The following is a 15,345-nucleotide window of genomic DNA, read 5'->3' on the forward strand; positions in this document are numbered from 1 at the left end:
GCCCCGCTTCCGTCCACGGACCTCAGCCCTCCGAGCCGCCGAAGCGCGTCGCCCAGGCGGCCAGGTCCTCGTCCGTGATCTTGGCGAACAGCACCGGCGGCACCGTGAACGCCGTCCCGGCCGGCACCAGGTCCAGCGCGCGCGCCTCCTCCGGGCCGACCCAGCGGCAGGTGGCGGCCGCGGAGTCCGCGGGCAGCGCGAAGGCCCCGCGCATCGCCGCCGCCGCGGTCGGGATGAACGGCTCGGACACGACCGCGTACAGGTGGATCAGGTTCATCGCGGTGCGCAGGGTCAGCGCCGCCGCGTCCTGGTCGGTCTTCACCTGCAGCCAGGGCGCCTTCTCGTCCAGGTACGCGTTGCCCGCGCTCCACAGCGCGCGCAGCGCCTGCGCGGCCTTGCGGAAGTTGAGCGCGTCCAGCTGGGCCTCGTACTCGGCGAGCAGCCCGGCGACCTGCTCGCCGAGGCGCTGCTCGGCCTCGCCCGCCGGGTGGCCGCCGGGGACGTCGTCGCCGAAGCGCTTGCGGCTGAAGGTGAGCACCCGGTTGACGAAGTTGCCGAGGGTGTCGGCGAGGTCCTTGTTGACCACCGAGGCGAAGAGGTCCCAGGTGAAGCTGGAGTCGTCGGACTCGGGGGCGTGGGCCATCATGAAGTAGCGCCAGTAGTCGGCCGGGAGCAGCTCCAGCGCGACGTCGCTGAAGATGCCGCGCTTCTGGCTGGTGGAGAACTTCCCGCCGTAGTACGTCAGCCAGTTGAAGGCCTTGACGTAGTCGACCTTCTTCCACGGGCGGCGCGAGCCGAGGATCGTCGCCGGGAACATCACCGTGTGGAACGGGACGTTGTCCTTGCCCATGAACTCGGTGTAGCGGACGGTCGCGTCGGCCTCGTACCACCAGGACTTCCAGTCCCGGGGCTGCCCGGCCGGGGCCGCGTCCGCCCACTCCTTGGTGGCGCCGATGTACTCGATCGGGGCGTCGAACCAGACGTAGAACACCTTGCCCTCGGCGGCCAGTTCGGGCCACACGTCGGCCGGCACCGGGACGCCCCACTCCAGGTCGCGGGTGATGGCGCGGTCCTGCAGGCCCTCGGTCAGCCACTTGCGGGCGATCGAGGAGGCCAGCACCGGCCAGTCGTCGCCGTGGGCGGCGACCCACTCCTCGACCTCGTCGGTCAGCTTCGACTGCAGCAGGAACAGGTGCCGGGTCTCCCGGACCTCCAGGTCGGCGCTGCCGCTGATCGCCGAGCGCGGCTCCAGCAGGTCGGTCGGGTCCAGCACCCGGGTGCAGTTCTCGCACTGGTCGCCGCGGGCCTTGTCGTAGCCGCAGTGCGGGCAGGTGCCGACGATGTAGCGGTCCGGCAGGAAGCGTCCGTCGGCGTTGGAGTACACCTGGCGGATCGCGCGCTCCTCGATGAAGCCGTTGCGCTGCAGCTCGCGGGCGATCTCCTGGGTGATCTCCCGGTTCTGCGGCGAGGAACTGCGGCCGAAGTGGTCGAAGGAGAGCCCGAAGCCGTCGTACACCGCCTTCTGCGCGTCGTGCGCCCGGGCGCAGAACTCGGCGACCGGCAGCCCGGCGTCCTTCGCGGCCAGCTCGGCGGGGGTGCCGTGCTCGTCGGTGGCGCAGATGAACAGCACCTCGTGGCCGCGCTGTCGCAGGTAGCGGGAGTAGACGTCCGCCGGGAGCATGGACCCGACCATGTTGCCCAGGTGCTTGATCCCGTTGATGTAGGGAAGGGCGCTGGTGATCAGGTGCCGAGCCATCCTCGGATGCTCCGATTTCTCCCGCACGCGCACCCCACCCGGAGTGCTGTGCCAGGCGCAGGGGTCCACTGTGGGCTGCCAAGCCTACCGCCGCCGCGGGCCGGGACGGTCGCCGCCGGGCGGGCGTCGGGGGCCGCTTCCGGGGCCGGTGTCTCAGCTGCCGCCGGGCCGGTGCCCGGCCGCCGCCGGGGCCGGTGTCACGGCCGGGTGAGGTCGCCGTACCGGTCGAACTCCCCGGCTTTCACCCCGCGGACGAAGGCGGCCCACTTGCGCGGCGTGGTCCGTACGACCACCTCGGGCCGGTCCGACTCGCGGATCTCCACCAGCCCGCCCGCGGCCCTGACCTCGACGCAGTCGGCGCTCTCGCCGCTGGCCGAGGCCTTGCGCCAACTGCTCATGAGAAGTCTTTCCGTAAGGTCCAGATGAACTCCCGGGACTCGTCCGGCTCCAGCGAGATCATCGCGGTCCTCTCCTTGATCCGGCGGTAGGAGTCCAATTCCGCTTCGGAGTGCACGAACTTCGGCCCGTGGGAGAGGTCGATCTGGACGGTGTCGAGCTCCGGGACCGGCCCGCGGGCGAGGTACAGGCTCTCCCCGGATCCCGTGTAGGTGGGGACGCTGAACGGGATCACCCGGATCTCCACCCCGGGCCGCTCGGAATTCTCCAGCAGGCTCAGCAACTGTTCGCGCAGCACTTCCGGACCGCCGAACTGCATGCGCAGCGCGGACTCGTGGAGGAATGCGCTGTACGGCTTCGGACGGTCGTCGAAGATCTGCTGGCGCCGAATCCGGAATTCCCTCCGGGCCTCCGCCTCCTGCTGGTACTGCGGGGGGAGGCGTTCGAACACCGCGGCGGCGTACTCCGGGGTCTGCAACAGGCCGGGGATGAAGGTGCTGTTGAGGATGGACAGGGAGGAGGCGTGGTGCTCCATCTCCGCGATGTCGATGATCTCGTTGGGCAGCCGGCCCCGGTAGCTGTCCCACCAGTACTTGCGCCGGTCCTGCGTCATCGCGAGCAGTGCGTCCAGGTACGGGCCGTCCTCGCAGCCGCAGGTGCGCGCCCAGGTCCGCAACCGGTCGGCGCTGATGCCCGACTTGCCGTTCTCCATCTGGGAGATCTTGGGCAGGTCGGTGCCGATGGTCGCGGCCAGGGTCTTGGGCGTCACGCCCACGCGTTCGCGCATCTTGCGCAACTCGATTCCGAGGCGCTGCTGGCGCACGGTCGGCGACAAGCGGGGTGGCATGACTCTCTTCTCCGGGTCGCGGCTGCGGTCGATGCTTCCGGTGAAGTGTGCCGCGCATACCGGGCCCTAGCTACCGAATTGGGGGATACCCCACGATGGAGTGAACGTTCTCTCGCTCGGTAGCAACTCTGGCACCCTGACCCTATGGTCGTCGTGTCACTCGCTGACTTGTTGCCGCCTAAACAGTCGTCAATCAGCCGTAATTACACACCAGATGCATGGTCACGGCGCCCGAACATCAACGACCGGAGACAGCCATGCCCCTTCCCACGCCTCTCCGCCTTCCCCACCATCCCCGTCCTTCCCACCGCATTTCCGCATCCCGGTGAATGCGCTTCTCGTCGCCGCGTTGTCCGCACTCCTCCTCGCCGTCCTTTTCGTCGGCTGGCTGGTCTGGCTGGTCAACCTCCAGCCCCGGGAACACCGCCCGGCGAAGCGCGGTATCGCGGCGGGCCATTCCGTCACCGGAGAACGGAAATAGCGGCGCCCCCCGATTGATTGGGCCCACCCCGGGCGGTGACGGCGGAGGCGGCGACACCCCACCCGGGGGTACGGCCGCGGGCTCCCGTACCATCACCGGCGATGCCGACCGGTGCCTTAGCCGGGGGACTCTCGCCGGGGGGAACAGATGGAGCCGCTGTACGACGCAGACCCGGAGGCCATCGGCCCGTACCGGCTCTTCGCCCGGCTCGGGGCGGGCGGCATGGGGGACGTGTACCTGGCCCGCTCGGCGGGCGGGCGTACGGTCGCGGTGAAGGTGGTCCGCTCCGAACTCGCCCGGGACACAGTGTTCCGGACCCGCTTCCGCCGAGAGGTGGCCGCCGCCCGGGCGGTGGACGCCGTCCACACCGCCCCGGTGACCGACGCCGACCCGGACGGCCCGGTGCCCTGGCTCGCCACCGCGTACGTCCTCGGCCCCTCGCTGGCCCAGGCGGTCCGGGACCACGGCCCGCTGCCGGAGGCGTCGGTGCGCGCGCTCGGTGCCCGGCTGGCCGAGGCGCTGGAGGCGATCCACCGCGCCGGGCTGGTCCACCGTGACCTCAAGCCCTCCAACGTCCTGCTCGCCGCCGACGGCCCGCGGGTGATCGACTTCGGCATAGCCCGGGCCCTGGACGACGACGACGTGACCAGGACCGGCGGGGTGGTCGGCTCTCCAGGCTTCATGTCCCCGGAGCAGGCCGGCGGGCTGCGGAGCGGCGCCCCCGGGGACGTCTTCTCGCTGGCCTCGGTGCTGGTCTTCGCGGTGACCGGGCACGGCCCTTTCGAGAGCGCCTCCGGTGTGGCCGCCCAGCTCTACAAGGTCGTGCACGACGAGCCCGACCTCGCCGCCGTGCCGGCCGGACTGCGCGGGGTCCTGGAACGGTGCCTGCGCAAGGACCCGGAGCGGCGCCCGACCCCGGCCGAACTGCGCGCCCTGCTCTCGCCCGGCGCCGCCGGCGCCGACTGGCTCCCCGCGCCGGTGGCCGCCGGCCTGGCCCGCCACGCGGCGGCGGTGCTGAACCTGGAGGCCCCGCTGCGCGTCGGCCGGGGGCCGTCCGAGGCGCCGACGATCGCGCAGAACCGCACCCGGGTGGACCCGGCCGGACCGGCGGAGCCACCGGTGACGGCGGAGGAGGGGACGGTTCCCCGCAGTGGCGCGTTCTCCCGCCGCCGGCTGCTGCTGTCCGGCGGTGCCCTGGCCGTCACGGCCGCGGCGGGTGCCGCCGCCTGGGCCCTGACCCGCTCGGACTCCCCGGGCGACAAGGCCGGGGCGGCGCCCAAGCCGGTCTGGACCGTCACCACCGAGGGCACCGACCCGGGCGCGCGCCGGGCCCTGGTGGTCGACGACCTCGTCCTGCTCCACGCGGACACCCTGCTCGCGGTGGACGCCGCCACCGGCGAGGGCCGCTGGGAGAACAAGGGCGCCAGGAGCAGGACGTACCTGGCGGGCGGCAGTGACCTCTACGAGCTGTCCGGCGAGCTGCACCGGCTCGTGCTCGCCGGCGGTTCGGCGGGCCCCGCCGCGATCGGCATCCTGGGCGACGGCAGGAAGCCCGTGTACGAGTGCCTGCTGGCGGCGACCGACCAGCGGCTCTACGTCAAGATCGCCGTCGGGCCGGCCGACGGCGGGGGTGCCACCACCACCGGGATCCTGTGCATGGGCCGGGAGTTGAGCAGCCGGTTCTGGTTCCAGGAGGACCGGGACTCCTCCGACCTGGTCACGCCCGGGGCGATCGGCGGCAGCACGCTGCTGCACCTCGACAACAGGAACGACGTGGTCGCCCGGGACACCGAGGACCACGGCACGGAACTGTGGCGGGTACGGACCGGGAGCGGGACGCCCTGGCCGGTCCGGTGCGACGACCAGCGGGCCTATCTCCCGGTGGACGGCGCGGGCCTGCAGGCGGTCGGTCTGGAGGACGGCAAGCAGGTCTGGCGCCTGGACCCGAAGGCCGGGCGGATCGGCGACCTCGCGGTGGCCGACGGCATCCTCTACCTGACTCTCGGCACCCCGTCGGTCTCCGCCGTGGACGCTGAGACCGGGCAGGTCCGCTGGACCTGCCCGCTGCCCGGCCACCCGGCCGAGGCCGAGGCGCCGGTGCCGGTCGCGGGCACCGTCTTCGTCCCCGGCACCGTTCCGCACGCGGCGGGCCCGCTGCCCTGCGTCCACGCCGTCGACGCCGCCACCGGACGCCTCAAGTGGACCTTCACCGACCCGGCGTACCGGCCGGCCGGAGAGAACGCCGACTGCCGGTTGAGCACCGACGGCAAGCTCGTGTTCGCCTGGATCGGGAACACGGTGTCCGCCCTGCCCGCCGCCTGAGGCGTCCTCAGCCGCGGGAAAGGCGGTCCACCAGGCGGGACTTGGCGGCCGGCCACTCGTCGGCGAGCATCGCGAAGTAGGCGCTGTCCCGCCAGGTGCCGTCGGGGCGGAGGCGGTCGCGGCGGTGGATGCCCTCGAATCGGGCGCCGAGGCGCAGGACGGCGTTGCGGGAGCGCTCGTTGAGGGCGTCGGTCTTCCAGAAGACGCGGCCCATGCCGAGCTCCTCGAAGGCGTGGGTGAGCAGCAGCAGCTTGGCCTCGGTGTTGACGGCGGTGCGCCAGACCGAGCGGGCGTACCAGGTGCCGCCGATCTCCAGGTACTCGTTCTCGGCGCTGAAGTCGTGGTAGCCGGTGATGCCGACGGCCCGGCCGGTGGTGAGGTCGACGGCGGTGAAGTACACCGACTCCCCGGCCGCCGCCTCGGCGGTGCGGACGTCGAGGAGCGCGCCCAGCTCGTCCTCCGAGGTGGGGACGTGGACGAGGATCCAGCGCCAGACCTCGGGGTCGGAGCCGACGGTGGCCCAGAGGTCGGCGAGGTGACGGCGCTCCAGCGGCTCCAGGCGGATGTGGCGGCCGGTGAGGGTGACGGGGGAGGGCAGCTTCGCGGTCATGGGCCGAACGTAGCGCCGCTCTGCACTAGACGCAAGAGATATCTGCACTAGTACAAAATGCCCGGCCGGGGCAGAGCAAAGGCCCCGCGGGACGGATCCCACGGGGCCCTCGAAGCGCCCGGCCTACGACGTGCCTGGCGGCCTGGCTCAGATGAACGAGTTGATCTGGATCGTCTCGTCACGGCCCGGGCCGACGCCGATGGCGGAGATCGGCGCGCCGGACATCTCCTCCAGCGCCTTCACGTACGCCTGGGCGTTCTTCGGCAGCTCGGCGAAGGACTTGGCCTTGCTGATGTCCTCGGTCCAGCCCGGCAGCGTCTCGTAGATCGGCTTGGCGTGGTGGAAGTCGGACTGGTTGTAGGGGAGCTCCTCGACCCGCTTGCCGTCGATCTCGTACGCGACGCAGACCGGGATCTGCTCCCAGCCGGTCAGCACGTCGAGCTTGGTGAGGAAGAAGTCGGTGAGGCCGTTGACCCGGGTCGCGTAGCGCGCGATCACGGCGTCGAACCAGCCGCAGCGGCGGTCACGGCCGGTGGTGACACCGCGCTCGCCGCCGATCCGGCGCAGGGCCTCGCCGTCCGCGTCGAACAGCTCGGTCGGGAACGGGCCGGAGCCGACGCGGGTGGTGTAGGCCTTCAGGATGCCGATAACCCGGTCGATCTTGGTGGGGCCGATGCCGGCGCCGGTGCAGGCACCGCCCGCGGTCGGGTTCGACGAGGTCACGAAGGGGTACGTGCCGTGGTCGACGTCGAGCAGGGTGCCCTGGCCGCCCTCCAGCAGGACGACCTTGTCCGCCTTCAGCGCCTCGTCCAGGACGAGGGTGGTGTCGGCGAGGAAGGGCTTGATCTTCTCCGCGTAGCCCAGGTACTCCTCGACCACCAGGTCGGCCGGGATGGTGCGGCGGTTGTACAGCTTGACCAGGACCTGGTTCTTGTCGTGCAGCGCCGCCTCGATCTTCTGGCGCAGGATCGACTCGTCGAACAGGTCCTGGACCCGGATGCCGACGCGGTTGATCTTGTCCGCGTAGGTCGGGCCGATGCCGCGGCCGGTGGTGCCGATCCGGCGCTTGCCGAGGAAGCGCTCGGTGACCTTGTCCAGGGTGCGGTGGTACGGCGTGATCAGGTGGGCGTTGCCCGAGACCAGCAGCTTGGAGGTGTCGATGCCGCGCTCGTTCAGGCCGGCCAGCTCGGAGAGCAGCACGGCCGGGTCGATCACGACGCCGTTGCCGATCACCGGCGTGACGTTCGGGCTGAGGATGCCGGAAGGGAGCAGGTGCAGGGCGTACTTCTGGTCGCCGATGACCACCGTGTGACCGGCGTTGTTGCCGCCCTGGTAGCGGACGACGTAGTCCACGGAGCCGCCGAGGAGGTCGGTGGCCTTCCCCTTGCCCTCGTCCCCCCACTGAGCGCCAACGAGCACGAGTGCCGGCACAGGCGTACACCCCTTCCGGTTGGGGCATCCTGCGTAGGCCGCAGTCTGCCCCGAGATAGACGAAGCCCCTGGCGCAATGGCGCAAGGGGCTCTTGCACCGAGAGATTACCTGAGGAAGGACCGGTCGTGTCGTCCCTGTCCACGCCTGCTACCGGCGGCCCCGAGCCGCTCCTGCTGCTGCTCGACCCGGTGGCCCGGCGGACCGACGGCGAGTCGGTGCGGATCGCGAAGGACGTGCTCTGCGGGGGTGCGGACGTGAAGGTGGTCTATCCGGAGAGCACGTCCGAACTCGACCGGGTGCTTTCGCACCGGGGTCGGAGGCGACCGGTGGTGATCGGTTCTGATCTTGCCCTGCAGCGGGTGCTGCAGGCGCTGCACCGGCAGCGTGAGCTGGGCACGGAACCGGTGGGGATGGTTCCGGTCGGCCGCGCGGAGGAGCTGGCGACGGCCCGCGCGCTGGGTGTGCCGGGGGAGCCGGTCCGGGCCGCGCGAGCGGTGCTGTCGGGTGCGGCCCGCCGGCTGGACCTGCTGGTCGACGACGGGGGCGGGGTGGCCCTGGGCGGGGTGCGGATCACCGGCGGCGGGACGCGCTGGACGGGGGGCCGTACGAGTGGCTGGCGTTCGCTATGGGCGAAACTGGCTGCGGCCGAGCAGGCGAACGCACTCACCCCGGAGAGCACCGACCACAACCCCAGGGTCCGGGTCGAGGCCGACGGCCGGCTGCTCGCCGACGTCCACCGGCCGGTCCGGCTGGTCCAGGTCACCCTGCCGTCCGGCGCCTCGGACGGGACCGGGGAGATGGAGGTCGTGGTCCGGGCCTCCGGCGCCCTGGTGCGCGCCCGGGCGGCGAGCGTCTCGGTGGTCGGCCGCGGCTTCGGCTACGAGGCGGACGGCCACCCGGTCGGCCCGGTCCGCGCCCGGACCTGGACGGTGCACCCGGCGGCCTGGGGCCTGCTCCTTCCGGCCGCGTGAAGCCGCCTGAGGCCGCGCGAGACGGCGCGAGGCCGCGTGAAGCCGCTTGAGGCCGCGCGAGGCCGCGCGATTCCGACCGCGTGAAGCCCGCGTGAACGCCGGGTGAGCAGGCTCACGTTCGTCCGCCCGCCGACACCCCCCGCTCCGCACACGGAACTCCCCAACAGGCGCGAACCACAAGGCCAACCGCCGCCGGGGGGAATTCCGGCCGGCCGAAATCCCCGCCCCGTAAGGGGTTTTGTCTACGCGCGTTACTCACCGATCGTCCGACAAACCCGGCATCCCGGGTTCCGGAAGCCTGTGCCAACTGCCCTAGACTCGAAGGCGTGCCACGTGGTGACGGAAGACTCAACCACGATCTTCTTCCCGGTGAGAAAGGCCCCCAGGACGCTTGCGGCGTCTTCGGTGTCTGGGCTCCCGGCGAGGAGGTCGCCAAGCTCACGTTCTTCGGCCTTTACGCCCTGCAGCACCGCGGTCAGGAATCCGCGGGCATCGCAGTGAGCAACGGCTCCCAGATTCTCGTCTTCAAGGACATGGGACTCGTCTCCCAGGTCTTCGACGAGGCCTCCCTGGGGTCGTTGCACGGGCATATCGCCGTCGGACACGCCCGCTACTCGACCACCGGTTCCTCGGTCTGGGAGAACGCCCAGCCGACCTTCCGGGCGACCGTCCACGGTTCGCTGGCCCTCGGGCACAACGGAAACCTGGTGAACACCGCCGAACTGGCGGCCATGGTCGCCGAACTGCCCGGCGAGGAGCACGTCTCGCGCTCCGGCCGGACCGCGGCGACCAACGACACCGACCTGGTGACGGCCCTGCTCGCCGGCCACCCGGACCTCTCCATCGAGGAGACGGCCAAGCTCGTCCTGCCCTCGGTCAAGGGCGCGTTCTCGCTCGTCTTCATGGACGAGCACACGCTCTACGCCGCCCGCGACCCGCAGGGCATCCGCCCGCTGGTGCTCGGCCGGCTGGAGCGCGGCTGGGTCGTCGCCTCCGAGACGGCGGCGCTCGACATCTGCGGCGCCTCCTTCATCCGCGAGGTCGAGCCCGGCGAGCTCATCGCCATCGACGAGAACGGCATGCGCACCTCGCGCTTCGCCGAGGCCAAGCCCAAGGGCTGCGTCTTCGAGTACGTCTACCTGGCCCGCCCCGACACCTCCATCGCCGGCCGCAACGTCCACCTCTCCCGCGTGGAGATGGGCCGCCGCCTGGCGAAGGAGGCCCCGGTCGAGGCCGACCTGGTGATAGCGACGCCCGAGTCCGGCACCCCCGCCGCGATCGGCTACGCCGAGGCCAGCGGAATCCCGTACGGCTCCGGCCTGGTGAAGAACGCCTACGTGGGCCGCACCTTCATCCAGCCCAGCCAGACCATCCGCCAGCTCGGCATCCGCCTCAAGCTCAACCCGCTGCGCGAGGTCATCCAGGGCAAGCGCCTGGTGGTCGTGGACGACTCGATCGTCCGCGGCAACACCCAGCGCGCGCTGGTGAAGATGCTGCGCGAGGCCGGCGCCGCCGAGGTCCACATCCGGATCTCCTCCCCGCCGGTGAAGTGGCCCTGCTTCTTCGGCATCGACTTCGCCACCCGCGCGGAGCTGATCGCCAACGGCATGACCATCGAGGAGATCGGCCGCACCCTCGGTGCCGACTCGCTCTCCTACATCTCGATCGACGGCATGATCGAGGCCACCAAGCAGCCCAAGGACAAGCTCTGCCGGGCCTGCTTCGACGGCGAGTACCCGATGGAGCTGCCGGACCCGGCGCTGCTCGGCAAGCTCCTGCTGGAGGCCGAGATCAAGGGCGGCCAGCAGCCGCCGGCCGTCCGCGGCAAGCCGACCAGCGGCAGCGACCTGGACGGCGTCCAGTCGCTGCTCGGCGGGGCGGGCGCGGCCGACGCGCTGCGCCGCCCGTAACGAATCCACGGTGGGGTCCCGCGAACCGGGGCCCCACCGCCGTTCCGCCCCCGCTCTTCCCGAACCACCCCCCTGACCCGAGAGGGCCGCACCGCAGTGACCAGCAACCAGAACGGCGCCACCTACGCCGCCGCCGGTGTCGACATCGAGGCGGGCGACCGCGCCGTCGAGCTCATGAAGCAGTGGGTGAAGAAGGCCAACCGCCCCGAGGTGGTCGGCGGTCTCGGCGGCTTCGCCGGGCTCTTCGACGCGTCCGCCTTCAAGAACTACGAGCGGCCGCTGCTGGCCTCGGCCACCGACGGCGTGGGGACCAAGGTGGCCATCGCGGCCGCCATGGACAAGCACGACACCATCGGCCACGACCTGGTCGGCATGGTCGTGGACGACCTGGTGGTCTGCGGCGCCGAGCCGCTGTTCATGACCGACTACATCTGCGTCGGCAAGGTCGTCCCGGAGCGGGTCGCCGCGATCGTCAAGGGCATCGCCGAGGGCTGCGCCCTGGCCGGCTGCGCCCTGGTCGGCGGCGAGACCGCCGAGCACCCCGGCCTGCTGGGCCCGGACGAGTACGACGTGGCGGGCGCCGGCACCGGTGTCGTCGAGGCCGACGCGCTGCTCGGCGCGGACCGGGTCCGGGCCGGCGACGTGGTGATCGCGATGGCCGCCTCCGGCCTGCACTCCAACGGCTACTCGCTGGTCCGCCACGTGCTGCTGAACGAGGCCGGCTGGAAGCTGGACCGCAAGGTCGAGGAGTTCGGCCGCACGCTCGGCGAGGAGCTGCTGGAGCCGACCCGGATCTACTCGCTGGACTGCCTGGCGCTCACCCGCGCCACCGAGGTCCACGCCTTCTCGCACGTCACCGGCGGCGGCTTGGCGGCCAACCTGGCCCGGGTCGTCCCGGCCGGCCTGCACGCCCGCCTGGACCGCGGCACCTGGACCCCGCTGCCGGTCTTCCGGACCGTCGCCGAGGTCGGCAACGTGGCCACCCTGGAGATCGAGAAGACGCTCAACATGGGCGTCGGCATGGTCGCGGTCGTCCCGCCGCACTCGGTGGACGCCGTGCTGTCGATCCTGGAGGACCGCGGCGTCGAGTCCTGGCTGCTCGGCGACATCGTCGAGCGCACCGACGAGCACGAGGGCGGCGCGGCCCTCTACAACGCCTACGAGGGCTTCCGGACGGTCTGACCCGGACCTGACGACGAGAGGGCCCCTCCGGCACATCCGGAGGGGCCCTCCCGCGTACGGGCGAGCGGCCCGGAGGTGAGCTGGGCGAGTAGCAGGGCACGCCGAAGACCGGTCCGGCGCCTCGGGCGCCGGACCGGTCCGGTGGAGCTGCTGTTACGAGCGGCGGGAGGCCTGCGAGGCCCCGGTGCCCGGCTCGTTGTCGTCCTCGTCGTCGAGGTCGGCGTAGCGGGCGGCGTACTCCGCGTACGGGTCGTCGTCCTCCTCCTCTTCGATCGGCTCCGGCTCGATCGAAGGAGCGGACGGCGATACGCCCAGCTCGTTGGACAGACGGTTAGCGTCGAACCCGCCGCTGTTGTACTTCAGCTCGCGGGCGACCTTCGTCTGCTTGGCCTTGGCCCGGCCGCGCCCCATGGGTCGACCCCCTCAACGATGGGGCTCACGGCCCCGAGTCTGACACGTGTTCATGATCAGGACCGGCCTGCCCGAATGGGAGAAGCCGTCCCTTGGAGCATTAACGGTACCTGTTTCCGCCGCTGGACGGTACGTCGTTGGTGTGACGTGGCGCGCACCGACCGCACCCGAGACCAGGTCTTTCCAGGTCAAGGGAGGTTTTGCGGCGATTTTCGCGCTGTCCGGAGGTGTCTTGGGTCCGTCGTTCCAGGACTGATTATCCCCCCTAGGGGGACCCCGGATCACCCGTTCGGCCGGAGAAGTGAGAATCCGGTTCCACATCGTGATGCGCGGGGGGCCACGGTGGCGGCCCCCCGCGCATCCGGGGTCGGGTGGCGACGGCCGGATCAGCCGCGGCGGGCACCCGGGAGCAGCACCGTGCGCAGCGCGCTGATCTCGCGCATCCGCTTCTCGGCCAGGCGGTCGGCGGCGACCGCCGGCGGGACGCCGTCGGTGGCGGCCCGGGTGAAGATCTCCAGGGTGGTGTCGAAGATCTTGGTGGCCTTGTTCTTGGCCCGGTCGAAGTTGAAGCCCTCGATCTCGTCGGCGACCTGGATGACGCCGCCGGAGTTCACCAGGTAGTCCGGCGCGTAGAGGATGCCGCGGTCGGCGAGGTCCTTCTCGACGCCGGCGTGGGCCAGCTGGTTGTTGGCCGCGCCGCACACGATGGAGGTGCCGGCCTCGCCGAGCGCGGCGACCACGCCGTCGGTCAGGGCGCCGCCGAGGGCGCAGGGGGCGTAGACGTCCAGCTTGGCCTGGAGCAGGGCGGCGGTGTCGGCGACCACCTCCACGTCCGGGTGGGCGGCGCGCACGCGGTTGACGGCGGCCTCGAAGGGGTCGGTGACGACGACGGTGGCGCCGTCCGCGACCAGGTGGCCGACCAGGTAGTGGCCGACCTTGCCGACGCCCGCGACGCCGACCCGCTTGCCGCGCAGGGTCGGCTGGCCCCAGCGGGCCTGGGCGGAGGCGCGCATGCCCTGGAAGACGCCGAAGGCGGTCAGGATCGACGAGTCGCCGGCGCCGCCGTGCTCGGGCGAGCGGCCGGTCACGAACTCGGTCTCGCGCGCGATGACGTCCATGTCCTGCACGTAGGTGCCCACGTCGCAGGCGGTGATGTAGCGGCCGCGCAGCGACTCCACGAAGCGGCCGTAGGCCCGGAGCATCGCCTCGTTCTTGTCCTTGTTCGGGTCGCCGATGATGACGGCCTTGCCGCCGCCGAGGTCCAGCCCGGCCAGCGCGTTCTTGTAGGACATCCCGCGGGACAGGTTCAGCGCGTCCTCCAGCGCCGCCTCCTCGGAGGCGTACGGGAAGAAGCGGGTGCCGCCGAGGGCCGGGCCCAGCGCGGTGGAGTGGATGGCGATGATGGCCTTCAGGCCGGAGCTGCGGTCGTGGCAGAGGACGACCTGCTCGTGGCCGTCGCCGGGGGCGCCGTCCTGTTCGGTACGGAAGATCCTGCTGAGCACGCCGGGTGCGGGGTGCGTGGCGGGGGTCTGTACGTCGGTCACTGTGGTGACTCCAGTATCGAAGGCCCGCTGCTGTGGTGCGGGCGCCTAAGGGGAAGCGTAGTCGGGTGGGCGCCGCCGATAGGCCCTCTTGTCCGAGCTTGTGCCGGTTGTCCGAGGGGTGAGACGGGAGGGGGTGCGCGGTGCGGGCGCGAACGGTTCGTGGCCGCGCCCTCCCGGGCCCGGTCGGCCCGTGCGACCATGCAGGACGTGACCGCCGTACGCACCTCCGTACAACCGCCCTACGCCGCCCACCTGCGGGTCTACGAGCCGTTGGCGGCCTACCCGGAGCCCGAGCGGGCCCGCTGGCAGGCCTACGCGGCGGAGCACGGGCCGGACGCGGGGGAGGCGGCGCAGCCGGTCGCGGCGGCGGTGCTGGAGGAGCAGCGGGAGGCGCTCGCGGAGCTGGCCGCCCGGACGCCCCGGGCGCTGCCGGAGCGGGAGAGCGGGCGGGCCTACCTGCGGGTGGTGGACGGCGTCCTCTACGTCTGCCCGTGGGCGACCAGGCTGCGCAGCTGGCAGGCGCTGGAGGAGCTGCGGGCCGGGGCGCCGGTGGCGCTGCTGGACACCGCGCTGCCGCCGGCCGTCCGGGAGGCCGCCGAGGCGGACCGGGAGCGCTGGCGGGCCGAGCACCCGGACGCCCGGCCGTGGATCCTGACCAGCCGGTGGGAGGTGCCGGTGCGCTGGTTCCTGCCGTTCGGGGACGAGGACCGCTGCTTCGTCCCGGGCGGTCGGGCGGAGGGCGGCGGTCCGGCGGAGGGCGGGGGCCTGTCCGGCGGCGGGCCGTCCGGCGGGGAGCCCGGGAGGGAGCCGTCGGGGGGAGGGGAGCGGGACGGCCGGCCGGCGGCGCTCTTCTACCTGGTGCCGATGGCGCAGGCGCGCCGGCGGGTGGCGCGGGCCTACCGGGCGCTGCGCGAGGCGGTGCCGGACGGGGAGCTGGTGCGGGGGGCGGAGCTGATCGGGCGGTGGCTGGAGGAGTTCCATCCGCGCTCGCTGGTGGAACTGGACTACGGGGGGCTGGTGCACCTGATGGGGCCGGAGCGGTTGCTGGCGGACCGTTCGGCCGGGGAGCTGGAGGAGGGGCTGCGCGCGCTGCGGGCGGGGGACACCGCGGAGGCGCTGCGGGTGTACGGGGAACTGACGGTGCGCTGGCGCCGGGTGCTGGCGCTGCGGTACGCGAACTGACGTCCGACCACCCGTGTATGACTGTAAGGGTCCTTGGGACCGGAACACCGATGACCAAGGTCCTGGTTCGGGTCAATAGCCGTCGAACGTGACACTACTCACCGTTGACGCGAACTTACCCCTATGTGCAAAAATGGGACAACCAGCCCAACTTCACGTGAGCGTGCCCACTTTTGGGTGGTTCTGGAGTCGATGCGCGCTTTGCGGGGAAACGGAGGGTCTGGTCCCTTCGTAACCGGATGTCATCGCCGTGTGACTGTCCGTTATGGGGTGGTCCATCGCCATCCGTCAGCCTTGAACC

Annotated in this window: 12 protein-coding genes; 5 read left to right on the forward strand and 7 right to left on the reverse strand. The window is 71.8% G+C overall.

What is annotated here, in order from left to right; all coding sequences use genetic code 11:
• Positions 1-22 precede the first annotated feature (22 nt).
• From metG to IE332_RS02810, 3 genes are all read right to left on the reverse strand, one after another.
• Positions 23-1,756, reverse strand: coding sequence for a methionine--tRNA ligase (gene metG / locus IE332_RS02800; protein WP_189913408.1), 1,734 nt, complete (start codon positions 1,754-1,756; stop codon positions 23-25).
• A gap of 197 nt (positions 1,757-1,953) precedes the next feature.
• Positions 1,954-2,154, reverse strand: a complete 201-nt coding sequence (locus IE332_RS02805) for a DUF397 domain-containing protein (RefSeq protein WP_189913409.1) — start codon at positions 2,152-2,154, stop codon at positions 1,954-1,956.
• Positions 2,151-2,999 carry a helix-turn-helix domain-containing protein gene (locus tag IE332_RS02810; protein WP_189913410.1) on the reverse strand — a complete coding sequence of 283 codons (849 nt, stop codon included), beginning with the start codon at positions 2,997-2,999 and terminating at the stop codon, positions 2,151-2,153. Before IE332_RS02810 ends, IE332_RS02805 begins: the two co-directional genes overlap by 4 nt.
• A 628-nt stretch (positions 3,000-3,627) precedes the next feature.
• Here IE332_RS02810 and IE332_RS02815 point away from each other — a divergent pair.
• A complete protein-coding gene (locus tag IE332_RS02815) occupies positions 3,628-5,802 on the forward strand; it encodes a serine/threonine-protein kinase (protein WP_189913411.1) in 2,175 nt (724 codons plus the stop codon).
• 7 nt (positions 5,803-5,809) lie between these two features.
• Here the strand turns inward: IE332_RS02815 and IE332_RS02820 are convergent, their stop codons facing one another.
• Complete coding sequence (locus IE332_RS02820; RefSeq protein WP_189913412.1) at positions 5,810-6,412, reverse strand: GNAT family N-acetyltransferase; 603 nt, start codon at positions 6,410-6,412, stop codon at positions 5,810-5,812.
• A 147-nt stretch (positions 6,413-6,559) separates the two neighbouring features.
• Positions 6,560-7,843 carry an adenylosuccinate synthase gene (locus IE332_RS02825; RefSeq protein ID WP_189913413.1) on the reverse strand — a complete coding sequence of 428 codons (1,284 nt, stop codon included), beginning with the start codon at positions 7,841-7,843 and terminating at the stop codon, positions 6,560-6,562.
• Positions 7,844-7,969: 126 nt separating this feature from the next.
• Here IE332_RS02825 and IE332_RS02830 point away from each other — a divergent pair, with 126 nt between their 5' ends.
• From IE332_RS02830 to purM, 3 genes are all read left to right on the forward strand, one after another.
• Positions 7,970-8,815, forward strand: a complete 846-nt coding sequence (locus tag IE332_RS02830) for a diacylglycerol kinase family protein (protein ID WP_229928238.1) — start codon at positions 7,970-7,972, stop codon at positions 8,813-8,815.
• Between the two features lie 326 nt (positions 8,816-9,141).
• Complete coding sequence (gene purF, locus IE332_RS02835) at positions 9,142-10,725, forward strand: amidophosphoribosyltransferase (RefSeq protein WP_189913414.1); 1,584 nt, start codon at positions 9,142-9,144, stop codon at positions 10,723-10,725.
• Between the two features lie 96 nt (positions 10,726-10,821).
• A complete protein-coding gene (gene purM / locus IE332_RS02840; protein WP_189913415.1) occupies positions 10,822-11,907 on the forward strand; it encodes a phosphoribosylformylglycinamidine cyclo-ligase in 1,086 nt (361 codons plus the stop codon).
• Positions 11,908-12,060: 153 nt separating this feature from the next.
• Here purM and IE332_RS02845 read toward each other — a convergent pair whose 3' ends face one another.
• Together IE332_RS02845 and IE332_RS02850 are read right to left on the reverse strand one after the other, a co-directional pair.
• Complete coding sequence (locus tag IE332_RS02845) at positions 12,061-12,318, reverse strand: DUF3073 domain-containing protein (RefSeq protein ID WP_189913416.1); 258 nt, start codon at positions 12,316-12,318, stop codon at positions 12,061-12,063.
• 386 nt (positions 12,319-12,704) lie between these two features.
• Complete coding sequence (locus tag IE332_RS02850) at positions 12,705-13,862, reverse strand: Glu/Leu/Phe/Val dehydrogenase dimerization domain-containing protein (RefSeq protein ID WP_189913417.1); 1,158 nt, start codon at positions 13,860-13,862, stop codon at positions 12,705-12,707.
• Between the two features lie 207 nt (positions 13,863-14,069).
• On the opposite strand from IE332_RS02850, the gene IE332_RS02855 reads away from it, so the two are divergent.
• Positions 14,070-15,044: a DUF8083 family protein gene (locus tag IE332_RS02855; protein ID WP_229928239.1), complete on the forward strand. Its 975-nt coding sequence runs from the start codon at positions 14,070-14,072 to the stop codon at positions 15,042-15,044.
• The last annotated feature ends 301 nt before the right edge of the window (positions 15,045-15,345 follow it).

It is taken from the genome of Kitasatospora xanthocidica (assembly GCF_014656195.1).
Classification (GTDB): Bacteria; Actinomycetota; Actinomycetes; order Streptomycetales; family Streptomycetaceae; genus Kitasatospora; species Kitasatospora xanthocidica.